This window comes from Bacteroides sp. HF-4919, assembly GCF_018860125.1.
This window is the reverse complement of record NZ_JAHKNF010000005.1, coordinates 1-26,931: the sequence shown is the minus strand read 5'-3', so window position 1 is coordinate 26,931 and position 26,931 is coordinate 1. Positions and strand designations below refer to the sequence as shown.

The following is a 26,931-nucleotide window of genomic DNA, read 5'->3' as shown; positions in this document are numbered from 1 at the left end:
CGGATTACGGATCAATATAACACGAAAAAACTTCAGTAAATAATCTATTAAAAGAAAAACAATTATGCGGAAAATCACATTAGGTCTGATACTATGCAGCATGGTTACGCTTTGCTCTGCCGGTCAAAGACCTTTAGAGGGATTTAAGTATGCCTCGGAAAAAGCCCCGGTGGGCAATGAATGGGAATCACCGGAAAACTTAGCACTCAACAAAGAACAACCGCGCGCCTGGTTCTTTTCCTTCCAGGATGTGGAAAGCGCACGAAAGGTGTTGCCTGAGAACAGTAAATACTGGTTGTCACTGAATGGTGACTGGAAATTCAATTGGGCACCCGATCCGGACTCCCGCCCTAAAGATTTTTATCAAACAACCTTCGATGTTTCAGGATGGGACAATATCCCGGTTCCTTCAAGCTGGAATATTTATGGCATCCAGAAGGACGGAAGCCTGAAATACGGAGTACCCATCTACGTGAACCAACCTGTAATTTTCATGCACAAAGTGAAAGTAGACGACTGGCGCGGAGGTGTGATGCGTACTCCCCCGACCAACTGGACTACTTATAAAGACCGTAACGAAGTGGGTTCGTTCCGTCGCGACTTCGACATCCCGCAGGACTGGGACGGTCGTGAAGTATTTATCAGCTTCGACGGCGTGGACTCTTTCTTCTACCTCTGGATCAATGGACAGTATGTAGGTTTCTCCAAGAACTCACGCAACACAGCCAACTTCAACATCACTCCTTACCTGCAAAAAGGAAAGAACACCGTTGCTGCCGAAGTATACCGCAGTTCGGACGGCTCATTCCTTGAAGCACAGGATATGTTCCGCCTGCCGGGTATCTTCCGTACCGTAGCCCTCTATTCTACTCCGAAAGTACAGGTACGCGACCTTGTTGTAATCCCCGACCTAGACGAGACATACACCAATGGTTCATTGGCTATCAGCGCTGACATCCGTAACTATGGCAAGAAAGCTGCCAAAGGATACCAGATGGCTTATACACTTTATGCAAACAAACTGTATTCGGACGAAAATACCCCCGTTGCCAATGCGGTTGCCAATGCTACTGTGGACCTGGTGAACCCGAACGAAACCGCAGAGGCTGAAAAAGCGATATTGAACGTGCAGTCACCCAACAAGTGGTCGGCTGAGTTCCCTTACCTCTATACACTCGTTGCTGAATTGAAAGATAAGAAAGGCAAAACAATAGAAACCGTTTCAACTACTGTAGGTTTCCGTAAAGTGGAAATCAAAGACACACCTGCTTCTGCAGACGAATTCGGACTGGCAGGCCGTTACTATTATGTAAATGGCAAGACCGTGAAACTGAAAGGTGTCAACCGCCACGAATCAAATCCTGCCGTAGGTCATGCCATCACTCGCGAAATGATGGAGAAAGAGGTAATGCTGATGAAACGTGCCAACATCAATCACGTACGTAACTCTCACTATCCGGACGATCCGTACTGGTACCATCTGTGCAACAAATACGGACTCTATCTGGAAGATGAAGCCAACATCGAGTCTCACGAGTACTATTATGGAGCCGCTTCACTGTCTCATCCGGTGGAATGGAAAAACGCCCACGTAGCCCGTGTGATGGAAATGGTTCATGCCAACGTAAACAATCCTTCGATTGTCATCTGGTCATTGGGTAACGAAGCCGGACCGGGAAAGAACTTCGTAGCAGCCTATGATGCACTGAAAGCATTCGACTTGTCACGCCCTGTTCAGTACGAACGTAACAACGACATCGTCGACATGGGTTCCAACCAGTATCCTTCCATCGGCTGGATGCGTGGTGCCGTGAAAGGTAATTATGATATCAAATATCCGTTCCATGTTTCGGAATATGCTCACTCTATGGGTAACGCCTGCGGTAACCTGGTGGACTATTGGGAAGCTATCGAGTCGACTAACTTCTTCTGTGGTGGAGCTATCTGGGACTGGGTAGACCAATCGATGTACAATTACGATAAGAAAACCGGAGAGCGCTATCTGGCTTACGGTGGTGACTTCGGTGATACTCCGAATGACGGACAGTTTGTTATGAACGGTATCGTATTCGGTGACCTGGAACCGAAACCACAATATTATGAAGTGAAGAAAGTGTACCAACACATCGGCGTACAACCAATCGATGTAGAAAAAGGACAGTTCGAAGTATTCAACAAGTATTACTTCAAAAACCTTTCGGACTATGAAGTTAAATGGTCACTTTACGAAAACGGTAAGGAAGCACAATCGGGCATATTGTCTATGGGTGAAGTGGCTCCGCGTACCCGTACGCAGATCACGGTTCCTTATCAGTTCAGTAAACTGAAAGCCGATTCGGAATATTTCGTGAAGATTCAGTTCCTGCTGAAAGACAACATGCCTTGGGCTGACAAGAACTTTGCGCAGGCAGAAGAACAGATACTCGTTAAAGAAGCTACTGCACGTCCTGCCATCAACACTGTAGCATCCGGAAGCGACAAACCGGAAATAATTATGATTAAAGCGAGCGATATCATTACCATTAAAGGCAATGGCTACACAGCTCAATTCGATATCAAAACAGGTACTATCTACAGCCTGACATACGGAAACGAAAAAGTAATTACTGACGGTAACGGTCCGAAACTGGATGCGCTCCGCGCGTTCACGAACAATGATAACTGGTTCTACTCTCAGTGGTTCGACAACGGACTGCACAACCTGAAGCACTCAGCTACCGGCTTCGATATGACTACCAAAGAAGACGGCACAGTCGTATTGTCATTCACTGTAAAATCCCAAGCTCCAAACGCAGCTAAGATTTTGGGTGGAACGAGCTCTGGCAAGAACAAAATTGAAGAACTGACGGACAAGAAGTTCGGCAGCAATGACTTCAAGTTCACCACCAATCAGGTATGGACTGTCTATAAAGACGGCTCCATCGAACTGGAAGCAAGTATCACATCCAATCAGCCGAGCCTCGTATTGCCTCGTCTGGGATATATGATACGCGTGCCTCAGCAATATGATAACTTCACTTACTACGGACGCGGACCTATTGACAACTATGCCGACCGCAAGGTAGGACAGTTCATCGAGCAACATAAGAACACGGTTGCCGGAGAATTCGTCAACTTCCCCAAACCACAGGATATGGGTAACCACGAAGATGTGCGCTGGTGTGCATTGACCAACAACGCAGGCAACGGTGCTGTGTTTGTAGCTACCGACCGCTTGTCGGCTTCGGCTCTGCCCTACTCCGCACTCGACCTGATCCTGGCTTCACATCCGTATCAGTTGCCGAAAGCCGGTGATACTTATCTTCATCTGGATGCAGCCGTAACCGGCCTGGGTGGCAACAGTTGCGGCCAAGGTGGTCCGCTAGAACAAGACCGTGTCTTCGCCAGCCATCACAACACAGGTTTCATCATCCGCCCTGCGGGTAAAGACCTGACTGCAACAGCCAATGTAGCCCCTGCCGGAGAGGTGCCGTTGTCCATTACCCGCAACCGTGCCGGTGCAGTATCTGTATCATCACAGAAAAAGGATGCGGTTATCCTCTACACAGTAGATAAGAGTAAACCCAAAACTTACACCGAACCGATCGCATTACGCAATGGCGGTACAGTGACTGCCTGGTTCAAAGATGCACCTTTCATCAAAGCAACCATGACATTCGACAAGATCGAAAGCATCCAGACGGAAGTGATCTATGCAAGTAGCGAAGAATCGGATGGAGGCGAAGCCAAGAACCTGACCGACGGTGACCCGAATACCATCTGGCACACCATGTTCTCTGTAACCGTGGCTAAACACCCGCACTGGGTAGACCTGGATGCCGGTGAAGTGAAAACAATTAAAGGTTTCACTTACCTTCCACGTCAGGACAGCAGCAACGGTAATGTGAAAGATTACACCATACACGTAAGCCAGGATGGCAAAGAATGGGGTGAACCAATCCTGAAAGGTACTTTCGCAAGAGACCTGAAAGAGAAGAAAGTAATGTTCGAGAAACCTGTAAAAGCCCGTTACATCCGCTTCACCGCTCTGAGTGAACAACGCGGACAAGACTACGCTTCGGGTGCCGAACTGACGATTCTGGCTGAATAAGAGTACGGCCAAGCATAAAAAAACAGAGCCTTTATCGGGGCGGAACAGACACTCTGTCCACCCTTGATAAAGGCTCTGTTTATATCATATAGAGGCTCTGATAGAAACCGGAAAAGCCTCTTTATCCAACACATGAAATAAACCTTTTACCAGTCCTCCATTACACCTTCCCTCTTAAAGACGATAAGCTGATTCCGGAGAGTACTGATTTCACGTCTCATCAGTTCCATCCTTTCCAGCAAATGATGAATGGCATCGATACCCTCCATATTGATGGACAGGTCGTAATACATACGGCTGTATCGTTCCACATCGGGAAGTTGCGACGCAAGCAGATAGTGCTCGCCGCCCTCGGTGCGTACCTCAATCAAGCCACCCTCTTCTAACAGGTCGATAAATGAAGGCTCAATATGACATTTGTGACAGTATTCACTGACTATTATTAATTCGGTCTGCATAGCGCTCTTTCATTATTAGTTCATACTCTGTTGTAACTCTCTGAACAGTTCTTTCTGCCTATCTGTCAGACTCGTAGGTATCTTGACTGAATAAGTGACAATCAAATCGCCAAACTGTCCTTCTTTCTTATATATGGGGAAACCTTTACCCTTCAGGCGTACTTTCGTACCATTCTGGGTTTCGGGCTTTATCTTCAGTTTCACTTTACCTTCCAGCGTATCAACCACCTTTTCACCACCCAGTACGGCAGTATAGAGATCGACTTCCACATCCACGTACAGATCGTCTCCGAGACGCTTGAATACAGGATCTTCGGCTATCCGGAAAGTAATATACAGATCGCCTGCCGGACCACCGTTAACACCTTCACCACCGTATCCTTTCAGTTTAATCACCTGTCCGTCGGCTACACCGGCCGGTATTGTGATACGAACCTGCTTTCCATTCACATTCAACACCTGCTTATGGGTCTGTGCCGCATCGCGAAGAGACAGGTGTAGTTCCGCATTAAAATCTTGTCCGCGGAAACCTGAGCCGCCTCGTCCGCCTCCGCCCCTATGCCCGAACATAGACTCGAAGAAATCCGAGAATCCTCCGGCATCACCACCCGAGAATCCTTCTCCATCGGACGAGTACCAATAGGAACCACCGTCTCCGCCAAAGCCGGAGAAGCCGCCTCCACCCGCACCGGCATGCTGGCGGGCCTTCTTCTGCGCTTCGAATTCGTCCGCATGTTTCCAATGTTCGCCGTATTCATCGTACTTTTTCCTTTTCTCCGGATCGCTCAATACTTCGTTGGCTTCATTAATCTCCTGAAACTTATCCTTGGCGCTTGGGTCATTCGGATTCAGGTCGGGATGATATTTACGGGCTAATTTGCGGAAAGCCTTCTTGACATCATCCTGAGAAGCATTCTTGTCAACTCCGAGAATCTTGTAATAATCTATATAAGCCATGTTTTTTATATATTTAAACCTCTATATTAAGTGTATACAAACAACACGCCAACCGGAGTTTTAGGTTCAATTTTTAGCACAAATTAATAGGAATATCGAGCGGTATGTCCTCTTGAACAGGAAGACGGAACCAAAAGCAGGCACCCTCTTCTACTGCCGTATCGACCCCGATCGTTCCTCCCAGGCGCTCTATGATCACCCGGCAGATGGCGAGTCCCAGCCCCGTGCCCTTAACGAAGGAGTTCAGTTTGACAAAACGTTCAAAGACTTTTTCAGCTTTATCGGCGGGAATGCCGATGCCTGTATCTTTCACGAAGAAATAAAGTTCATTCTTCTGTCCGTTCAGCCGGTATCCCAACGTAATGGAACCTTCGGCGGTAAACTTCATTGCGTTATTCATCAGATTGATGATGACCTGCGACAAACGCAAACGATCCGTATTGATCACACAGCAGGGTTCCTTTTCAGTAAACAGAATCTGTACCCCTGGGCGTTGGTTCTTCTGCTGCATTTGCAGGCAGATGTCCTCCATCAGTTCGTTGATATCCGTCAGGGCATAGGAAAAATCCATCGTTCCGGCTTCTATCTTCGACAGGTCGAGAATGTCGTCGATAAGCTGCAACAAAAGTTCGTTATTCGAAGTGACAATCCGGATGTACTCCTCTTTCTCTTCGGCATCATCTGTCTGGCAGATCAGGTCGGAGAAACCGATGATGGCATTGAGCGGTGTACGTATTTCATGGCTCATATTGGCAAGGAAGGCCGACTTCAGCCGATTGGACTCCTCTGCTTTCTCCTTGGCCTCTTGAAGCATACGGTCTACTTTCAGTTTCTCGGTGATATCTTCAAAGCGCAGCAATCCACCGATAATTTCACCTCCCGTATCACTATAAACGGGGGTAGCGGTAATTTCAAAGTCTACATGATCCACATGGGTAATATGCCTCACCATTTTGCCGGTACTGATGGCCTCCTGAAAAGCACATCTTTTACACGGTTTGTCTCCTCGCCCCGTTGTCCGGTAGCAAGTAGTGCCGGGAATATAATGACGTCCGACAACCAGATTCTTTATATTACTGGTCTCTTCCCATTGCACCTTATAATTTCGGTCAATATAAATCAGGCCGAAATCAATACTTCTTAAAGCCAGTTTCTGTTTACGAACGGCTCCCTCCAGTTGCTCTTTGGCAGCCAAAAGCTCCCTTTCGTACATCTTAAGCTGAGTGATCTCCCAACGGGCCACCAGTAACCATTTGCCCAGTTTGCCCGAAGATATGATTGATTTCACCACAAGGGTATCATGCACTTTTCCATCGGCAGTCACATACCTCTCTTCCGCTTTATAGGGTTTTCCGGCTTTAACGAGATCTTCATCTATTTTACGGTACTGTTTACCCCGTTCTTCACCAAAAATATCGGCATCTGAAAAGCCGACGGCATCTTTGCGGCTGATGCCCGACTGCAACTCGGCCTCCTTATTCCAGTACGTGTACTTGAATTGTTCCTGAATATCCTTCACCATAATAGGAAACGGAAGATTATCTAATATCTCAAACAGGAAGCGACGATAGTCATCGTCTGCCGAAGCCGATTTACGAAGCCGGAAGTTCTGAAAGAGCAGGAAGCAAACGGTCAGAAACAAAAATACGGATAACACATAAAGCCATAGATTATCGGTTACCCCCATTACCAATAGTAGTTTGGTTGCCATAATTGCATATTGTGATGAATTGACGGTAAATATAGAAATTATTCTCCGACTTTCACCACAATATGAAACAAAAGCACCTGTAGGGAACAAAGTTTCGAGATACTACACTTATATCCCCAAGTCTATAGTTTAAATGCGTTTTCAGCGAATATTCATCTTCCTGAACATCTCAAAGTCCTCCTTACGCAATCCGATATCGTCGTAAGCCCGCGGCTCATTGTGGTCATTCAGGTAAAAGCGGGGGAACTCCGTATAGGACGGGCTTGCCACGGACAGCGAGTCGTTCACATAGGCAGTAGTCACTCCGGCCAGATCGAGTACCGAATGGAACACTACCCGATTCGAAGCGACAGACTTTTGACGGTTTTGCTGTAAAGCAGCGATATGCTCCGGATATTTCTCCCGGTATGTATCCGAAGTCCAGACAATAAACGGCACGTGCAACTGATAATACGAAGGCACAGGCGACGCATGCAGGAAGAGGTGACGGTCGTCGTCAAAAATATCTTCTCCATGGTCCGAAGTATAGAGTATGGCCGAACCGGCATCCTGTTGCTGCAACAAGCCGATCAGCCTTGCCAGGAAATCGTCGGTATAGCGGATGGAGTTGTCATAGGCATTAATCAGATTGTCCCGATACTTAAATTCGGCATCCGCCGGACTGTCGGGCCGGAAAAACGCAGCCCCGGCAGGATAGCGCTCACGGTAGTTAAAGTGCGAACCATAGGTATGCAACACAATGAATTGTTTGCGGTTCCCTTTGGCAAGTTCCTCTTTCACCAATGCCAGCAGGTTGTCATCCGAAAGGTTCTGACCGGCGGTCAGCGAATCTTCTTTGATGAAATCGCAATGATCGGCCTCTTTTCCGAAGAAGTCTATAAAAGAATTATTGTAACGCTGATTGGAGAAAAAAGCCGTTTTGAAACCTGCCTCCCTGAAAGCCGTAATAATACCTTTCTGATGGTAGATAGAGTCGAAATTCTCTGCCGAAACAGCGGACATCAGCATCGGAACGCTCTTATGGGTTGTGTTCGACTGGGTCAGCACATTCGTGAAAGCCGTAAGATTGGGTATTTCCGACAATTTGGGGTTCGTCTCGCGGTCATAGCCATACAACGACCAGTTGAGAGCACGGGATGTCTCCCCCACAACCAGCACGTATATCTCGCGGTCCTCCGCCGGATGGGTAGCAGTAGCATGGAAAGTAAAATCCTTCGAAGTCTCTGCATAGTCGAGGGTCTGCGCGTTGCGCTCTACGGCAAGCACCACGTTGTAGCACACATTGACCGGATATAAATCGGTGGTCATCTCATATTTCTTATCCAGCAAGTAGGCAGCTCCCAACGAAAGAAAGCCAACGGCAAGTACTCCCCACGCACGTTTCCGTTGCCTACGGATAAAGTCGACAGAGAGCCTGCGTTTACGAACTATGGAAATCATACCCAGTATCAGGGCGGGTATATACAGTATCACGATCGTAACGAGGGCCGGCAGCAGATTATCGAGCAACTCCATGGCTTCGGAAGAATTGGTCGTAGCCAGATTGAGGAACATATCCACCGCTATGATGGACTGCCCGAACAGATAGAGCAACACGATCTGAAAGGCCCCGAAGAATACAAAAAGAAACAATATCCAGAGCATCTTTCCGCAATTCCTGGACAGGGTCATAATCAGATAATAACAACCCAAAGGTAACAGAACGTTGGCAACCTTGGCCACAAGCGGTAAAGGTTCCGTGAAACACAGTGCTATGTTGGGCACAATCAGCACAAACAAAAACAGGTAGAACAAGTTCTCCTGATTATCGAACCATTTCTTTATCTTATTAAAAAGCTTCATTGATATTAAATATAAATCCGGTCTGGCCTTTTCCAAACCCTAAATCCAATCGTACATTCACTCTCTTCTTGAACTCCCACCGGTAGCCGAATCCATAATTGGGAAGTATATGTTGCACCTCGAACGAAGAAAAGTCGGGAAAAACATTTCCGGCTCCCACCCAGACAGCTACTCCGTTACGTTTCCATACATGCTGCCGGAGTTCAACCTGCATATCCACCACATTCTTGTCACGGAATCTGCCATCGTAATATCCGCGCATGGAATACGAACTTCCCAATGTTGCCATCAATCCCCAGGGCGGATTGCCGTAAGTCAGCAGCGTATGAAATTGTCCGGCAAGTATTCCACCTTTCCACACCTTACGATAGTAGCTTGTGGTCAGCTCCGTACTGCTGAATGCGTAGTCATTCCCCAGAAACGCAGGACTGAAACGCTGGTCTATGCGCAGATAATACCCCTTATAGGCATTCGTGAGGAAGTCCCGAGAATCATACACAAGGGAAAGCCCTGCACTGACGTTGGTCGTACGGGCGTCCATCCCCTGCCAAAGTTCGGGCTTCTCAAAGTTGCGTCCGTCGATATAATCGAAACTTGCCATAGGTCCCAGATAGAAGTTTTTTGCCAAACGGAACATAAAGTCGACTTTCACCTGTGCCTGGAAGCGCTTGTAACTGCTTTCATTTTCGTCATTCACCGCATTCCGGTATCCTATTCCCCAATACAAACTGGGAAAAGAATAAAAATAAAGGTTATAATTCAGCCTGTATTTATCTTTCGGAAAGATATGATTGCCCCGAACGCCCAGCAGATAGAATCCGACAGTGGACACATCGCCATACAATGATACGGTGGAAAGCGGCAGAAGTGTATCGGCACGGTCGGTACGGTATAATCCGGCAGCCACCAGTCCCAGCCCAAGCTTGGTATCACTGGAATAATGCGGACCGCCAATTACACTGAAATCAAACTTCTTGTTCTTCTTCTCCTTATTGGCATCATTGAAGTAATCAAGGAATTTCTTTAAAAAACTACGCTTCACCGCAGTAGAGTCGGCAACGACAACAGTAGAGGCGGAATCCTCCGCAACAGGAATATACGTAATCGGTGAGAGACTATCGTTGCAGTTCTCCCCCTGTGCCAAAGATACAGTCCACAGTGCGGAAAAGCATCCAAGTAATAGCCAGTTTTTGTGTTTAGGTTTCATATATTGTTCCCTCTTAAGAAAACTCAATCTACAAAAGTAGTTTTATCATTCCTTGTTACAATCATATTACATTCTCTTTTATCATTTATTGCCTCCATTTAACACTTAATAAACGAAAAAAGTTCAGAATATACCATATAAAGCAATATCAAATTCTAAAAACTTGTAAACGACACATAATATCAGCTAATAAAACTACCCTATTATTCTTTAAGTAAATTAAATCCGCTTTATTTGCATTGTACAACTTAACACATTCCCCAACCTTAAACAATGCTTCCATTATGAAACGGAATTACTGGCTTTTGGCCATTGTTTTCTTGCTTTCCACCCTGCACGCTCAGGCAGGTGAATGGATACGGATCAACCAACTGGGCTACCTCCCCCAATCTAAAAAGGTAGCCGTATTTATGAGTGAAGTACCGGTTGAAGTGAACAACTATTCACTGGTCGATGTATTCACCGGAAAAACGGTACGTACTTTCACATCTCCCCGGAAGACAGGCCCGATCGGACAAATGAAATCAACCTACCGGCTGGACTTCAGTACCTTTGATACACCCGGAACCTACTATCTAAAAGCCGGAAAAGCAGTATCGCCCCACTTCCCCATCAACCACCGCGTATACAACGGAACGGCCGACTTCCTGCTGAATTACATGCGCCAGCAGCGATGCGGTTACAACCCCTTCCTGAAAGACAGTTGCCATGTACATGACGGCTTTATCGTGTATCATCCCACAAAGACCGGACAGCACACCGATGTCCGGGGAGGATGGCATGACGCGACCGACTATCTGCAATATACCACAACCTCGGCCAATGCCATTTACCAGATGATGTTTGCCTATCTGCAAAACCCGGAAGCTTTCGGCGATGCTTACGATGCTGCCGGACACCCTGGAGCTAACGGCATCCCGGACATTGTGGACGAAATAAAATGGGGGCTCGACTGGTTGAACCGGATGAACCCTGCCCAAGGAGAACTTTACAACCAGATTGCCGATGACCGGGACCATGCAGGGATGCGCCTGCCCGGCAAAGATTCGGTGGACTACGGCTACGGACGAGGACAAGGGCGCCCGGTTTACTTTTGCAGTGGTGAGCCTCAGGTTCGCGGCAAATTCAGGAATGCAACCACCGGAGTGGCCAGTACCGCAGGCAAATTCGCCTCTTGCTTTGCACTGGGGGCAAAGGTACTGAAAGATTTCTATCCGGACTTCGCCCAAGAAATAGCCTCTAAAGCAGATAACGCCTATCAGGAGGGTATAAAGAAACCCGGGCCCTGCCAAACGGCCTCGGTAAAGTCACCCTATATTTATGAAGAAGACAATTGGGTGGACGATATGGAACTCGGAGCCATGGAACTGTTCAAAGCTACCGGCGACCCCAAATATCTGGAGCAGGCAGTAGAATACGGAAGGCGTGAACCGGTGACACCGTGGATGGGTGCCGACAGTGCCCGCCACTACCAATGGTATCCGTTTATGAACATGGGACACTACTGGGTAGCCAAAGCTTCGGGCAACGAGCGCCTGCGCGACGAATTTATCCGGAACCTGCGAACCGGAATACAGCGAACGTATGAAAAAGCCGTCGGTAGTCCTTTCCTGCACGGCATACCTTATATTTGGTGTTCGAATAACCTGACCACCGCCATGCTTACGCAATGCCGGCTTTACCGTGAGCTGACAGGCGACACGACTTATGAAGAGATGGAAGCCTCTCTGCGCGACTGGCTCCTGGGGTGCAACCCGTGGGGAACCAGCATGATTGTAGAGCTACCTTTATCCGGAGATTATCCGATACAGCCTCACTCTTCATTGCTGAACGCAGGAATAGGCAACACTACCGGCGGACTGGTGGACGGCCCGGTATACCGTACCATCTTCGAAAGTCTCCGGGGAGTAAATATGGAGGGCATTCCGGGAATGCCCGGACAGGATTACGAACGTTTCCAACCGGACTTAATGGTCTATCACGACGCCCTTCACGATTATTCGACCAACGAACCGACCATGGACGGAACCGCTTGCCTGACCTACTACTTATCTTCTTTGCAGAAAGACGGAATGAAGCAGGCAAACGCAGCAGCAGATAAGAACATCTACAGCAATGGCGGCATTGTACGTACCGACCCCTCCAAAAAACAAATCACGCTCGTATTCACCGCCGCCGATAGAGCGGACGGAGCGGACACCATCATCAGTACCCTGAAAAAGCAAGGTATCAAAGGGGCATTCTTCTTTACCGGAGAATTTTACGAACTCTATCCGGACGTAGTGCAACGCCTGCTGAAAGAGGGACACTACGTCGGCAGTCACAGTTACGGACATTTGCTGTACAGCCCGTGGGAAAACCGCGATTCGCTGCTGGTGACGCGCGAAGAGTTTGAAAAAGATCTGTTGAAAAGCTACGAAGTGATGCGAAAGGCCGGTATTGAATTTAAAGACGCACCGCTCTACATCCCACCTTACGAATATTACAACCGGCAGATTGCAGCGTGGGCGAAGAGTATGGGTATTCAAGTGGTTAACTTCACACCTGGGACAGGCAGCAATGCCGACTATACCACACCGGACATGAAAAACTACCGAAGCAGCCGGAACATTTATGATAGAATCCTCTCGGTAGAAGCCAGCGAAGGACTGAACGGACACTTGATGCTGATCCATTTCGGAACAGACGATCGCCGGATTGATAAGTTCTACCACGGCTACCTTGAACGGTTGATTAAAGTCCTGAAGAAAAAAGGATATAAATTTGTCCCGTTGCGGGAGGCTGTCGGGATATAGAGACAGCTTTTACTTAATGTAGAATAAGATAAAGGTTAGTTAAGAAGGTTATCATAATAGGTATTTAAGGTAGACAATCGACCGGATTGTTTTCAGTAAACAAACCCCTCCACCCCCAAGGAGCGTGGTTTGAATAAGCGAAGGTCCGCGCCTGCGAAGGTCCGGACCTTTATTATGCCCTCACGGCTCTTTCATACTCAGCCTTCTTCTCATACAAAAAACACGTTTCGATCTTCCATCTTCCACCTTTTAGAGTGCATGCCGTTGATTGTGAGATGTATAGATTGGTGGAAGATGCGGTTTTTATGCCATTTATCTTCCACCCCCATCTTCCATCTTCCACCTGCTGTTTTAGGGGATATTTCAGTAGTAACGGCTTGGAAAACAAATGGATATGTCCAATTTCTTATCCGTTTATCTCTCTAAAAGCATTTCATTTCCCTTACTCTCTTTAGTGCAAATGGTCGGATCCTTATCTCGGCCCGGGCATGCGGGCTCATCGGCCCGGGTATACGGGCTCATCAGCCCGGGCATGTGGGCTCATCAGCCCGGGTATGCGGGCTGGGATAAAGAGTTATATGATAATGGTTAATCTGCTGGATTTCTTCGGTAATAGTCGGCCGGATTCTTTCTTAAAAAAGAAACAACGAAGCGCTGCTTCCGCATGGCTGTGTGCGAATGGAAGGTTTTGTGGGGGGCAAGGGAGGAAGACGGTTGTTAAATGAAAGAGCCGTGATTATGCCTTCCCTCCAAGACCGGCTCCGTTTCTCCGAGACATCTGTTTGCCAAGTTGCACAACTGGTATGCCATATCTCCTAAAAGAGAAGGAATTTGCCTCCCGGACAAAAATAAAACGCTATACAGTAAGGTTTCTCCCATGAAATATTTATCTTTACCGTCACAACTTTAATCATACGGATATGAAAAACAAGATACTCCCGCTACTGCTACTTCTGGGAAGTACGTATGCCGCAGCACAAACCGTAATTGAAAACCCTTCTTTCGAAACACGCCAGGGAAGTGCACACACCATCTCGAAGATAGAACTATCTCCGACAGAAACCCGGCTCACGATACGGACGGTATTCCGCCCCCAATGGTGGACCAGCATCGACAGCCTGACTTATATTTATGCCCCCGAAAGCAGAAAGCAATTTTATCCTCTCCGCATAGAAGGGCGCAAATTTGGCGAACGCGTAACGACTCCCGCCTCAGGAATAATAGAAAACGACTGTGTCATCACCTATCCTCCCCTGCCCGAAGGCACAACCCGGATAGATTGGATGGAGGACGATCTTAAATCGGAAACCAACACCTATGGCATTCTGCTGGTGAAACCGCAGGAGACCAAAGAGCAGGCCTTCCTTCGCGAAATCCGTGGAAACTGGCAGCAGACAGATGCAGGAAACGGATGGGACATCGGAATTTACGATTCACTTGCCATCATGGATAACCGGTTCTGGAAATATGAACTTTGCCGGAAACAGGGGAAAAAGCTCAAACTGAATTTAAGGAATGAAACTGACGGACAGTGCCAACTTGAAATAACACAAGAAAAAGACGGCAACATACGCATCGGCAAAAACGGTGAAAAAGAGAAAAAGTATATCCGCGCCGGACTGCCCCATCGAAATTACGCATCGGTAACAACTGCTTCCACTACTCCCCGGACTGATTTTTTCCGGAAAGATACGGCTCACATACGTGGTTTTCTGGATGGATACAACCCGCAGTTAGGATTTACCACCGCCCTGATCTATACAGACAATCATATCACCCGCGAGAGTAGTCCCGCCCTGGTGACCATCCATCCGGACGGACGTTTCGAGTCGGACTTCATTGTCAATTATCCTGGGGTACATCACCTTAGTCTGGGCAGCTGTTGGATAGGGTTTTATGTCAAACCGGGCGAAACACTGATCCTTTACCTCAGTTGGGAAGACCTGCTGGACTACAACCGGCAAAGAAGGTTGAAACCCATGCTGACAGAAACTCAATATATGGGGGCTTCAAGCACTTTCAACCAAGAATTGATGCCTTGTGAACCGCTCTTCTCAAGAGACTTCAACATCCTGTTGAAAGCATGCGGCACGCTGACTCCCGATGAATTTAAAGCACAGCAAAAGCCGATGTACGACCTGTGGATGCATCGGCTCGACTCGTTGGAACAATCAAAAACGCTGCAACCCGAAGGAATGCAAATGCTGAAGAATAATGTGAAAATGATGTACGGCAGCTGGCTTCTCGATTTTATCCTGCAAAGAGACATGAATGCCCACAAAGATACCACCAACGCGATATTAAAAATAAAAGAGGCTCCGGACTATTATGATTTCCTGAAAGAAATGCCGCTCGATGACGTCCGTGCCATCGGTTGCAGTTCTTTTTCAACCTTCATCAACCGACTTGAGTATATGAACCCTTTAAACCGGGCAAGTTGGCAAATCAAGATCGGCACAGACGACCATGTGAAAAAATATGCGGAAAGCTGGCAAAAGAAAAAGGAGATATTGGAGGACACGACAGGAATCCCATTCCCAATGGCCGGAGAACTCATTCTCACCCGTTCTTACCCCTTCCTGGCCGGAACTCTCAAGGATGGGAAAAAAGCTTTCACACTACTCAATATCCTGAAAAGCTATTTACACGAGCCATTCCTTATGGCAGAGTCCGAACGTATGTACCGTCAGATTTATCCGCCACAAGGGAACCAGCCACAAGAACTTCCGGCAGGGAAAGGAACGGATATCATCCGCAAAATCGTAGCACCTTATCATGGAAAATTGGTGGTCATTGACTTTTGGGCAACTACTTGCGGGCCTTGCCGTGCCAGCATCGAGCATCATGCAGATTTGCGAAAAGAGTACCGGAACAGTCCGGATATCAAGTTCATCTTCATCACCAGTGACAGTGAATCACCTGAAAAAGCTTACAACGATTATGTAGAGAAGAATCTGAAAGAAGAAGTCATATTCCGCCTTCCGCAAAGCGACTATAACTATTTGAGGGAGCTATTCCACTTTAACGGTATCCCCCGTTACGTATTACTGGACCGGGACGGAAAACTGCTGAACGGGGATTTTCCGATGTACAACATCGAACAATTCCTGAAAGAATCTAAAATAAGAAAAGAATAAGAAGACTTCACCACGGAGTAACACAGAATCCCAAAGAATTTAATTTCTATCATTCTCCCTCTGTGAGACTCTGTGCTACTCCGTGGTGAGCATCTGGCGCTATTGGATGCAATCCTATTTTTTCAATATCCGGATAAACGTATCGATGTCCTCCTCCGTTGTGTCAAACGAAGTAACCAAACGAATTTCATCCGCCTCTTCATTCCAAAAATAAAAAAAGTAAGATTGCAGCATACGATCTATTTCGGCGCGAGGCATGGTCAGGAATAATTGGTTACTTTCCACCTTTTGGGTGAAACGCACACCGGGAATCTGCTTCAAAGCTTCATAGAGACGTTTGGCCATCGCATTGGCATGCATTGCGTTCTTCAACCACAGTTCCTCTGTCAGATAAGCCGTGAACTGGCAGGAAAGATAACGCATCTTCGATGCCAGTTGAGCCGATTGCTTGCGTACGAATCGAGCTTCCGCTTTCAACGAATCATCAAATACGATCACACACTCTCCCATCATCAATCCGTTTTTGGTTCCGCCAAAACTGAGCACATCGATACCGCAATCTACGGTCAATGCTTTCAGTGAAAGGCCGAGGGCAGCACAGGCATTGGCTATACGTGCACCATCCATATGTACCCGCATCCCGTGTTGGTGGGCCAGTAAGGTAATTGCTCTCAACTCTTCCGGCGTATAAATAGTACCCAACTCCGTACACTCCGAAAGATAAACAGCGCCCGGCTGCGAATGGTGCTGGTCACCAAAGCCATGCAGATAGGGAGCGATCAGTTCAGGTGTCAATTTTCCGTCGGGAGTGGCTACGGGACGGATCTGGCAACCGGTCATCTTCACCGGAGAACCACATTCGTCTACATAAATATGTGCAGTTTCGGCACAAATAATAGAATTATAAGGACGAGTCAACAGTTGCAAAGCAATGACATTACTGCCTGTTCCATTGAAAACAAACAACGGCTCACAGTCGGCAACAAATATTTCTTTAATTTTCCGGACAGCTTCTTTTGTCCACGAATCGTCACCATAGCCCAGCGCATGATCTTGATTAGCCCGTGTCAGAGCTTCCATGATGGCAGGGTGTACACCCGAATTATTATCAGAGGCAAAACTTCTCATAGTCTATAAAGATAAATTTTTCTGCAAAGGAAGAAAATTATTCGCAGAAAAAGAAAAGATTTCCCCACAGACTACACGGAGGGCACAGAGGTTTTCTGATATTATATCCTCAGCTGATGAATGGACAATCCAAAATAGGAATGAATCGGTTCCACCACAGATTACACGAATTTTCACCGAATCTTTAGTCCTAAATATCAACGAATAATTTTAAATATCAACGGAATAAATTATTAATCTGTGGAAATCTGTGTAATCTGTAGTGAAATCAAACTCACTCAGGAATGAAACTTCTTCTTACGCAGCCAATAATCCAATCCGAGCAGGAGCAGAACCAAAGTTGCAATATAGCTATAGAAAACCATCATCGGAGAAGCGGTATCGGACCAATCGACTCCGGACAAACACTCCTTTAAGTTGAATTCTAATTTGAAAACGAGTGTATAGACCGCCATCCCTATCAATAGCAATATACCCAGAATCATGCCGCAAAGCATAGTCCGTTCTTTCCGTTTCCGCTGTTTTTCGGCCTCCAGTCGAACCAGTTCCATCATCCGGTAATTAAAATTGGACGGCAGATTACCAGGTTGCCTTTTCCGAAGGGCCTGCTTCAATGCATTTTCCGTACATTTCTTATTTGCTTCCATAATTACTCATCTCCGTTCATTAATAAATAAATCTTTTTGCGGGTACGGTGCAACTTCACCTTGACATTTCCCGATGAAAGTTTCAGCACCTCTCCTATCTCCTCTATCGACTTCTCTTCAAAATAGAAAAGTGTAATCAAGGCTTTTTCCTCAACATTCAGCAAGTCGATGGCTTGAATCAGTTTCGCAGTCCGTTCTTCGTCATCGGTAGGACAAAGTATTTCGTCGGCCTTTTCATCGGGTACATTATTTATGGTACCTTCCTCAATATAAAGAAATTCCTGTTTCTTTTTGCGGGTAGCGGATACAGCCGCATTATAAGCAATCCGATAAAGCCAGGTAGAGAAGCGGCACTCTCCCTTATAACTGTCAAGACAGCGGAAGGCTTTCAGAAAAACATCCTGTACCAACTCTTCCGCATCTTCGGGACAACCGACAATCTGCACAATCAGCACATAAAGCGGACGGCTGTAACGGTCGAGAAATACAGAAAAAGCTTCTGTGTCCCCGTTCAGTATCCGTGCTATGTATTGTGTTTCTTCGTTCTGTACCATGATATTCGGTTAGACGCAAGCGAATCAGAAAGGTTACAGGCAAAAAAATATTTTTTTCTTTGTAACCTTTCCGTAGTCTATTGCGTCAAACAGTGCAAAGAACGGAATTATTCACTTAAAAACATACGATCATGATGGATTTCATTACAATCCCCTTAGTTGTGGGAATCATTACCTTAGGTATTTACAAATTGTTTGAACTTTTTGCGTGCAGACGCGAACGCATCACTCTTATTGAAAAGTTAGGAGAGAAAATGTCAGAAGGCAATCTCGAACTGAATGGGAAGATTTGTTTGCCTGACTATAACCGTTCTCAATTGTCATTCGGAACCTTGAAAGGTGGCTGCCTGCTGTTGGGAGTAGGACTGGGACTATTAACCGGTTTCATTATCAGTTACGTAAGCTTCTCTCCGTATGACTTTGATAGGTTCGACAGGGGATATACCCGCGAAATGGTAGGAGTTATCTACGGATCATGCACACTTCTCTTCGGAGGAGCTGGATTAGTGACTTCTTTTTTGATAGAACGGAATTCCTGCAATAAAAAGAAAGAGGAATAAAAAATAATCCCCGGAATACAATACCAATGGACTGTTCCGGGGATTTTTTTCATAATAAGCAGCATCATCTACCCAATATAAACATTTACACAGAGGTAAACATAAAGTTCCTCCTCTTCTTGTTCAAACTCAATCTTATCTTCTCTGGCTAACCAGCCCAGAGCTGCCCCCAATTCCTTATCCTTCAACCCGGATTTCCTTTTCAGGTTACCATAACTCCATTTGTCATTGTTGCTCAACAATTGCCAAACTTTTCCAGCATTCAAGCCGATTTCATTCTTATCCATTTGATACAAAAGTTTAAAGGTTAAAACACATAAAGTTACTATTTACGCGGTGTAAGTTAACAAAATTATGTAAGCATTGTTACTACAAAAACACTAAAAACATACTACATACGATATTTTTAACATAAAATCTATCTTATATACCAATATACCAAGGTTATTAGCATACGTTAAATATACAACTTTTTGATATAATCACCTGTTATTGCATCATTGAATAACCTAAACTGAATGATAGATATGGGAAAGAAGGTAGCAGAACAGCTTGTCGACACTCTGATTGAGGCAGGCGTCAGAAGAATTTATGCAGTAACAGGCGACAGCCTGAACGAAGTGAATGAAGCCGTCAGGCAAAACGAAGCAATGAAGTGGATACATGTACGTCATGAAGAGACCGGTGCGTATGCCGCAGGTGCGGAAGCACAACTGACCGGACTGCCGGGATGTTGTGCAGGAAGCAGCGGACCGGGACATGTCCATTTAATCAATGGGCTTTACGATGCTCACCGTTCGGGAGCTCCTGTGATAGCCATTGCCTCAACTATTCCAACCGGAGAATTCGGAACTGAATATTTTCAGGAAACCAATACGATCAAGCTATTCAATGCCTGTAGTTTCTATAACGAAGTAGCTACTACTCCCCAACAGTTTCCCCGCATGCTGCAATCGGCCTTGCAAACAGCCACTACCCGAAAAGGAGTAGCCGTAATCGGGCTTCCTGGTGACTTGGCAAAGAAACCGGCAGCCCAAGTAGAGTCCTCTGAACAGATTTATCCGTTAGCTTCGTCCGTATGTCCGGCCGAAGAAGACCTGATCCGGATGGCCGGCATGCTGAATCACTACGGACGCATCACCTTGTTTTGTGGTATAGGCTGTAAAGGAGCACATGAGGAAATCATCCGGATGTCCGAGATTCTAAATGCTCCTGTCGCGTATACTTTTAAAGGAAAAATGGAAGTACAATATGACAATCCCTATGAAGTAGGTATGACCGGACTGCTGGGTATGCCTTCCGGCTATTACAGCATGCACGAAGCAGAAGTGCTTGTCATGCTCGGAACCGATTTCCCCTATTCCGCCTTTTTACCCGATGATATAAAAATCGTCCAGGTGGATATTAAACCCGAAAGACTGGGACGACGTGCCAAAGTGGATCTGGGGCTTTGTGGAGATATACGCTCTACTCTCCGTGCCTTATTGCCCATGCTACAACAGAAAAAGGATGACTCTTTTTTACGCAAACAGCTGAAACGCTACGAAGGAGTAAAGAAAGATCTGGCTGCCTATACGGAAGATAAAGGCAAAATGGATCAGATTCATCCGGAATATGTGATGTCCGAAATCAATAAGATTTCATCCGATGACGCCATCTATACGGTAGATACAGGTATGACGTGTGTATGGGGAGCCCGCTATCTGCAAGCGACCGGAAAGCGGCACATGCTGGGCTCTTTCAATCATGGTTCGATGGCAAATGCCCTGCCCCAAGCTATAGGAGCAGCGTTGGCTTGCCCGGACAGACAGGTAATCGCCCTTTGTGGTGACGGAGGATTATCCATGACATTGGGAGATCTGGAGACTGTGGTACAATATAAACTCCCTATAAAAGTGATTGTGTTCAACAACCGGTCCTTGGGAATGGTAAAACTGGAAATGGAAGTAGACGGACTGCCGGATTGGCAGACGAATATGCTGAATCCTAACTTTGCACAAGTAGCCGAAGCAATGGGTATGACAGGCTTCAATGTTTCCGATCCGGAAGAGGTATTAAATACATTATGTAATGCATTCGAACTGGAAGGTCCCGTATTGGTAAATATCATGACCGACCCGAATGCTTTGGCCATGCCTCCGAAAATAGAATTAGGCCAAATGGTAGGCTTCGCCCAATCCATGTATAAACTACTGATCAACGGACGCTCACAGGAAGTTATCGATACGATCAATTCGAACTTTAAACATATCAGAGAGGTATTTTAATGATGAACAGGGTTGGGTGAATGATGAATGGTAAACGATGAACGGTAAATAATGGATAATTATGATCCACACCTTGCGTTCATCGTACACCATTCAGCATTCATCATTTATCATGTACAGCCTTTAGCAACCACGCCAATTGTACTCCCAGGTCTTTCATATTTCTCAACCCTTCTGCATCATCATAAACTTCTCCCGGCATTTCACCAATACCGAAGTTCCAGTAAGTAGATCCGGGAACAATCATTCCGCTTCCGAGCATAAAACGGTTAAGTTCATCATAAACCGTTACGGCACCACCTCTGCGGACACTAATCACGGCAGCTCCAACTTTACGTGTCAGTGTACGCCCTTGTCCGATAGTGGTCAACCCCAATCGGTCCATAAAAGCTTTCATCTCCGCGCTCACACTACCATAGTAAGTAGGTGATGCCAGAATTATTCCGTCTGCCTCCTGGGCTTTTCGGATAAACTCATTCATTGGGTCGGTCTTGATGACACATTGTCCGTCCTTTGTCTTGAAACAAGTATAACATGAAGCACAGCCACGCAGCAACTTCCCACCCAACTGTACCAATTCGGTTTCTATACCGGCTTCCTGTATAGGTTTAAACACTTCATTAATTAGCATCTCTGTATTGCCACCTTTACGGGGACTTCCGTTAAACGCCACAATTTTCATTTTGTCTGTTCTTTTATAGGTTTAAAATGCAAATATAAATTAGTAAAATATGTTAGAGTAAAAGTGCCCTTGGTTCCGGCCCTCCTATTTTGTTTTATTATTGATACACAAGCACAATTTAACACAATTTACCGCAGTTAACGTACGATGACTCCTTAGGGATTAATCTGACTTACATCAACAGCAATCACGCCTCTAAGAGGGGTTACATATATCCCTTGACGGTTACATCCACCCACTATGTAAAGCGTATTTTTCCAGTAGAAAAGCCCTGCATTTTCCACGTCCAAAGCAGCCAGTTCGTAAATACGCACTGTATCTGTTTCAATATTGTAAACCTGTAAGTTGCGATTCTCAAAAATATAAATATAGCTGCCATCAGAAGCCAGTCCGGGATAGGAAACTCCATCTTTCAGGTCACACAATCGTTGCCATTTCCCCGTCCGCAAATCGTAACTCGCAGCTGTCCACATAGGTGCTGTATGGTAACCACCCCAAAAATAAACCTTATCTCTCACCAGAATGCCATTCATTCTGCCACACCGCCCGGCAGGAATGGTATCTTCCAGTTCATACCAGACACCTCGTTTCAAATCGAGCGTGTGTATTTTATTAGAAAAAACTTTCTCTTTTATAGCCCCTCCCATCGCATACAAACAGTCACCGTAAATGAAAGAAGTGAAATCAACTGCCTGATGGGGATTGACGGGATCGACATACAACGTATCCTTATCCAAATCATAAATTTCCATTGTAGCATCTGTATACTCCAACTGCCGGTTAGTGGAAAATCTTTTCCCTCCTAAAACAAAAACTTTGCTATTATAGAAATGGGCAACATGGCCGGCACGCGGTATAAAGCCTTTAGCACATTTCTTCCACATATCGATTGCAATATCATACACATACATATTGGAAGAACGATACTCCCAGGCTTCAGTACCTTGCCTGTATTTATTGGATGCCATTCGGACCAGTGTTTCATCACCGCCAACCACATAAATCTTCCCTGCATGCAGAAATCCGCCGTAAGAGTATAAAGGCTTGGGTAAAGGAGCTAGTGACGTCCACTCCAGGAAGAATGGCGGACGCTCTCCGCTAACCACTACCTCATGCAGCAATTGGGGATGCTCATATAGAGTCACTTTATATTCAAGACGCTGTAATTGGGGTAATGTACACTTCAACGGCAAATAGCCGACATGCGAAAAGACGATGGTATCACTTTTCGTCATCATATCACAGCTAAAGAAAAATTCTCCTTTTCGGTCTGTCGATCCGATTCCAACGGAATCTTTCTGCAAGTAAATATTCACACCGGACAAAAGCCGTCCCTTTACACCATCCACAACAACTCCTTTAGTTTGAGCATCAACAACTGGTCCCCCCAAAAAAAGAGCACATAGAAATAAAGCCGCACGCGAATACTTTGTCAACATATTGATCCCCCAAAATATGAGCTACAACTCCATCACCATCAATATCGGATTATCATCCTCCCTTATCTTTACTCCCGGTATTTCACCCATAGCTTCATCCGCCGGAATAAAAAAAGCAAGTTTATTTCCACTTATATAAGCAGGTAATAATTTGATGATTGTACCCGAAGGTAAACGAAATTGGATTCCACGGAACACTGTAAACTGATTGGGACGGGTCAAGATACTTCTCGACACGATTTGATTCGTTTTCCGGCTCCATATTTCGCCCAGAACTTGCTCTTTGTATGCATACTGCAAATAATAATATCCCGGGAAAGTACTAATAGATAATCCTTTAATAAATGGATCATATTGATTCCACTTCATGAATTGCTTTACATCTTCCGAAGACGGCGCATATTTGCCTTTACGAAGGATAAAGTCAAGTTTCAATCCGTCCGGAGTCAAAAGAAAAACACTATCGCTATTAATGTGATTAAACAAACAAAGATCAGGACTGCACGCTTTTATACTGCTATTCAACATAGTAGCTCCCCGTGTAATATAATCGGCCGTCGAATCAAAAGGTAAAATGGAAGACTTCACCCGCAATGCCGTATCCGTCACAATAACTTCTGATTTACCTTTACTGAAACTACCACGAAAAAAATAAGAATCGCCCTGCATGTGCAATAAATAATTAAATTCGGAATCGGCCAAATTAATCTCCCGGAAGAACTTCCCCTGCTTATTATAGATGATATGTTTATAACTGCCATTATCAAAAACACGAATAGTGGAATCTTTTAGATGGTATACGACTGAAGATAAATAAACATATTCTCCGGGCCCATTGCCTACATGCCTGAAGCTATTTAAGAAATTACCTTTATAATCGACACAATTTATCCATTGACTTTTCCCTTCCGAAATAATGCACATATCATCATCGAGATACTCTATTACAGGATGACCGTCCATCAGATGAGAAGAGGACAATGGTATATAAGTAATCTTTTTGGCCACACTATTCCACATAAACGTATCAGGAACTTGTTTATGGATTGCCGAAGCAAAATCTAATACAGGTATAGTATCTCCTTTTATTTTGTGGCCACCGGTATTAATCCCCGGCTGAGAAGTACAAGCTATCACCCCCAAAGCAACGAACCATAGAAATATAAGATGTGCCTTCATATATAAGTTTGTTTTGGTTTGAATATACGAATGTACACAAATATATAATCTCGGCAAAGCGTTCCACGCAATATCCGCAAAGGTCAACAAAAAAAGCTGCTTCCGTTTCCGAAAGCAGCTTTCTTTTTTCAATCCTGGGAATAAATTACATCATTCCACCCATTCCTCCCATTCCGGGAGCGCCCATCGGCATTTCGGGTTTATCTTCTTTCTTTTCTACAATCACACATTCGGTAGTCAGGAACATACCTGCGATAGAAGCGGCATTCTCCAAAGCAACACGTGTTACTTTAGCAGGATCTACCACACCGGCTGCATGAAGGTTTTCGTAAACATCCAAACGGGCATTATAGCCATAGTCACCTTTACCTTCACGAACTTTCTGAACTACTACAGCACCTTCTTTACCGGCATTGGCTACAATCTGACGCAACGGTTCTTCGATAGCACGTTTAATGATTTCGATACCGGTTGTTTCGTCGGCATTGTCGCCTTTCATACCTTCCAAAGCATCGATTGCACGGATGTAAGTTACGCCACCACCCGGTACGATACCTTCTTCAATAGCAGCACGAGTAGCGCGAAGTGCATCATCCACACGATCCTTCTTTTCTTTCATTTCTACCTCAGAAGCAGCACCTACGTAAAGAACAGCTACACCACCTGACAGCTTAGCCAAACGTTCCTGCAATTTCTCACGGTCATAATCTGATTTAGTAGCAGCAATCTGAGCCTTGATCTGGTCGCAACGTTCTTTGATGTTTTCTTTAGCACCGGCACCGTTTACAATTGTAGTGTTGTCTTTAGAAACAGTCACTTTGTCAGCAGTACCTAACATTTCGATAGTAGCCTGCTCCAGTTTCAGACCCTTTTCTTCGCTGATCACCACACCACCGGTCAATACGGCAATGTCTTCCAGCATTTCTTTTCTGCGGTCACCGAAGCCCGGAGCTTTTACTGCACAAATCTTCAACTGAGAACGCAGACGGTTCACTACCAATGTAGTCAATGCCTCACTATCTACATCTTCCGCGATAACCAACAAAGGACGGCCTGACTGTACAGCCGGTTCGAGGATAGGCAAGAAATCTTTCAGGTTAGAAATCTTCTTGTCGTAAATCAGGATGTAAGGTTTCTCCATCTCACATTCCATCTTCTCCGTATTAGTCACGAAGTAAGCCGACAGATAACCGCGGTCGAACTGCATACCTTCTACCACACCGATAGTAGTATCAGTACCTTTAGCCTCTTCAATAGTAATTACGCCATCTTTAGAAACTTTACGCATGGCATCAGCAATCAGTTTACCGATAACCGGATCATTATTAGCGGAAACAGTAGCAACCTGCTCGATCTTGTCATAGTTATCACCAACTTTCTCTGCCTGATTTTTAATAGAATCAACCACTTTGACAACAGCCTTGTCAATACCACGTTTGATATCCATAGGGCTTGCACCGGCAGTTACATTCTTCAAACCTTCTGCTACGATAGCCTGAGCCAAAACAGTTGCAGTAGTTGTACCGTCACCGGCATCGTCACCTGTTTTAGAAGCAACTTCCTTTACCAACTGTGCACCGGTATTCTGGTAAGCATCTGTCAGTTCAATTTCTTTTGCCACTGTCACACCATCTTTAGTGATGTGAGGAGCACCGAATTTTTTCTCAATAATTACATTACGTCCTTTCGGGCCCAGTGTTACTTTTACCGCATTTGCCAAAGCATCAACACCTTTTTTCAATTGATCGCGAGCTTCGATATTGAATAATATTTCTTTTGCCATAATGATTTTACTATTTAATTAATTGATTAAACACTACGTTTATTAACCCAAAACAGCGAGAACATCGCTCTGACGCATGATAAGGTATTTTGTACCTTCTACTTCAAGTTCTGTTCCGGCATACTTTCCATAAAGAACCGTATCGCCTGTTTTTAATACCATTTCTTCGTCTTTCGTACCGTGACCAACTGCCACAACTTCACCCTTCAAAGGTTTCTCTTTTGCTGTATCAGGAATAATGATACCACCAATTGTTTTTTCTTCTGCAGGTGCAGGGAGTATCAGCACTCTGTCTGCTAATGGTTTAATGTTCATAGTTACTTTTTATTTTTTATATGTTATACTTATTATAGTAATATTTTGTCCTTTTAGCAGGACGAATAACCTATTGCGAAAAGTGTGCCAAAAGGGAAGAATGATTGTTTGTCAGAGAAGGACTGCCAAAATGACTGATGACATTGGAAAAACAGGCGCTTACTTAATAGGTAAGAGAAT

At 45.5% G+C, this 26,931-nt stretch carries 19 protein-coding genes; 5 read left to right on the top strand and 14 right to left on the bottom strand.

Going from position 1 to position 26,931, the window contains the following annotated elements:
- Positions 1-64: 64 nt before the first annotated feature.
- The gene (locus KO473_RS10055) at positions 65-4,090 is read left to right on the top strand and encodes a glycoside hydrolase family 2 TIM barrel-domain containing protein (RefSeq protein WP_216035109.1); all 4,026 of its coding nucleotides are present in this window, start codon (positions 65-67) and stop codon (positions 4,088-4,090) included.
- 146 nt (positions 4,091-4,236) lie between these two features.
- Here the strand turns inward: KO473_RS10055 and KO473_RS10050 are convergent, their stop codons facing one another.
- The 5 genes from KO473_RS10050 to KO473_RS10030 form a co-directional block, all read right to left on the bottom strand.
- On the bottom strand, positions 4,237-4,548 hold the full coding sequence (locus KO473_RS10050; RefSeq protein ID WP_005780772.1) for a chaperone modulator CbpM: 312 nt from the start codon (positions 4,546-4,548) through the stop codon (positions 4,237-4,239).
- A 15-nt stretch (positions 4,549-4,563) separates the two neighbouring features.
- Positions 4,564-5,505, bottom strand: coding sequence for a DnaJ C-terminal domain-containing protein (locus KO473_RS10045; protein WP_005821314.1), 942 nt, complete (start codon positions 5,503-5,505; stop codon positions 4,564-4,566).
- 73 nt (positions 5,506-5,578) lie between these two features.
- On the bottom strand, positions 5,579-7,216 hold the full coding sequence (locus KO473_RS10040; protein WP_032535629.1) for an ATP-binding protein: 1,638 nt from the start codon (positions 7,214-7,216) through the stop codon (positions 5,579-5,581).
- Positions 7,217-7,357: 141 nt separating this feature from the next.
- Positions 7,358-9,058 carry a phosphoethanolamine transferase gene (locus KO473_RS10035; protein ID WP_005821318.1) on the bottom strand — a complete coding sequence of 567 codons (1,701 nt, stop codon included), beginning with the start codon at positions 9,056-9,058 and terminating at the stop codon, positions 7,358-7,360.
- The gene (locus KO473_RS10030; protein ID WP_122130190.1) at positions 9,045-10,265 is read right to left on the bottom strand and encodes a BamA/TamA family outer membrane protein; all 1,221 of its coding nucleotides are present in this window, start codon (positions 10,263-10,265) and stop codon (positions 9,045-9,047) included. Before KO473_RS10030 ends, KO473_RS10035 begins: the two co-directional genes overlap by 14 nt.
- 284 nt (positions 10,266-10,549) lie before the next feature.
- Between KO473_RS10030 and KO473_RS10025 the strand changes: the two genes are divergently transcribed.
- The gene (locus tag KO473_RS10025) at positions 10,550-13,060 is read left to right on the top strand and encodes a glycoside hydrolase family 9 protein (RefSeq protein ID WP_005821322.1); all 2,511 of its coding nucleotides are present in this window, start codon (positions 10,550-10,552) and stop codon (positions 13,058-13,060) included.
- A 920-nt stretch (positions 13,061-13,980) separates the two neighbouring features.
- Positions 13,981-16,197, top strand: a complete 2,217-nt coding sequence (locus KO473_RS10020; RefSeq protein ID WP_005821325.1) for a TlpA disulfide reductase family protein — start codon at positions 13,981-13,983, stop codon at positions 16,195-16,197.
- A 114-nt stretch (positions 16,198-16,311) separates the two neighbouring features.
- Here KO473_RS10020 and KO473_RS10015 read toward each other — a convergent pair whose 3' ends face one another.
- From KO473_RS10015 to KO473_RS10005, 3 genes are all read right to left on the bottom strand, one after another.
- Positions 16,312-17,325: a low specificity L-threonine aldolase gene (locus tag KO473_RS10015; protein WP_005821326.1), complete on the bottom strand. Its 1,014-nt coding sequence runs from the start codon at positions 17,323-17,325 to the stop codon at positions 16,312-16,314.
- A 278-nt stretch (positions 17,326-17,603) separates the two neighbouring features.
- On the bottom strand, positions 17,604-17,975 hold the full coding sequence (locus KO473_RS10010) for a hypothetical protein (RefSeq protein WP_181996020.1): 372 nt from the start codon (positions 17,973-17,975) through the stop codon (positions 17,604-17,606).
- On the bottom strand, positions 17,975-18,526 hold the full coding sequence (locus tag KO473_RS10005) for an RNA polymerase sigma factor (RefSeq protein ID WP_122130192.1): 552 nt from the start codon (positions 18,524-18,526) through the stop codon (positions 17,975-17,977). Before KO473_RS10005 ends, KO473_RS10010 begins: the two co-directional genes overlap by 1 nt.
- 134 nt (positions 18,527-18,660) lie before the next feature.
- Between KO473_RS10005 and KO473_RS10000 the strand changes: the two genes are divergently transcribed.
- Complete coding sequence (locus KO473_RS10000) at positions 18,661-19,086, top strand: DUF6249 domain-containing protein (protein WP_005821327.1); 426 nt, start codon at positions 18,661-18,663, stop codon at positions 19,084-19,086.
- A 68-nt stretch (positions 19,087-19,154) separates the two neighbouring features.
- Here KO473_RS10000 and KO473_RS09995 read toward each other — a convergent pair whose 3' ends face one another.
- On the bottom strand, positions 19,155-19,373 hold the full coding sequence (locus tag KO473_RS09995; protein WP_005780792.1) for a winged helix-turn-helix domain-containing protein: 219 nt from the start codon (positions 19,371-19,373) through the stop codon (positions 19,155-19,157).
- A gap of 240 nt (positions 19,374-19,613) precedes the next feature.
- Between KO473_RS09995 and KO473_RS09990 the strand changes: the two genes are divergently transcribed.
- Positions 19,614-21,353, top strand: a complete 1,740-nt coding sequence (locus tag KO473_RS09990) for a thiamine pyrophosphate-dependent enzyme (RefSeq protein ID WP_122130218.1) — start codon at positions 19,614-19,616, stop codon at positions 21,351-21,353.
- Positions 21,354-21,456: 103 nt separating this feature from the next.
- Here the strand turns inward: KO473_RS09990 and KO473_RS09985 are convergent, their stop codons facing one another.
- The 5 genes from KO473_RS09985 to KO473_RS09965 form a co-directional block, all read right to left on the bottom strand.
- Entirely contained in the window at positions 21,457-22,035 is a 579-nt protein-coding gene (locus tag KO473_RS09985) for a flavodoxin family protein (RefSeq protein ID WP_005807817.1), read from the bottom strand.
- 155 nt (positions 22,036-22,190) lie between these two features.
- Positions 22,191-23,474, bottom strand: coding sequence for a carboxypeptidase-like regulatory domain-containing protein (locus tag KO473_RS09980; protein ID WP_122130193.1), 1,284 nt, complete (start codon positions 23,472-23,474; stop codon positions 22,191-22,193).
- A 21-nt stretch (positions 23,475-23,495) separates the two neighbouring features.
- Positions 23,496-24,653: a 6-bladed beta-propeller gene (locus tag KO473_RS09975; RefSeq protein WP_005807819.1), complete on the bottom strand. Its 1,158-nt coding sequence runs from the start codon at positions 24,651-24,653 to the stop codon at positions 23,496-23,498.
- A gap of 145 nt (positions 24,654-24,798) precedes the next feature.
- Entirely contained in the window at positions 24,799-26,436 is a 1,638-nt protein-coding gene (groL, locus tag KO473_RS09970; protein ID WP_005780800.1) for a chaperonin GroEL, read from the bottom strand.
- 42 nt (positions 26,437-26,478) lie between these two features.
- Entirely contained in the window at positions 26,479-26,751 is a 273-nt protein-coding gene (locus KO473_RS09965) for a co-chaperone GroES (RefSeq protein ID WP_005780804.1), read from the bottom strand.
- Positions 26,752-26,931 lie beyond the last annotated feature (180 nt).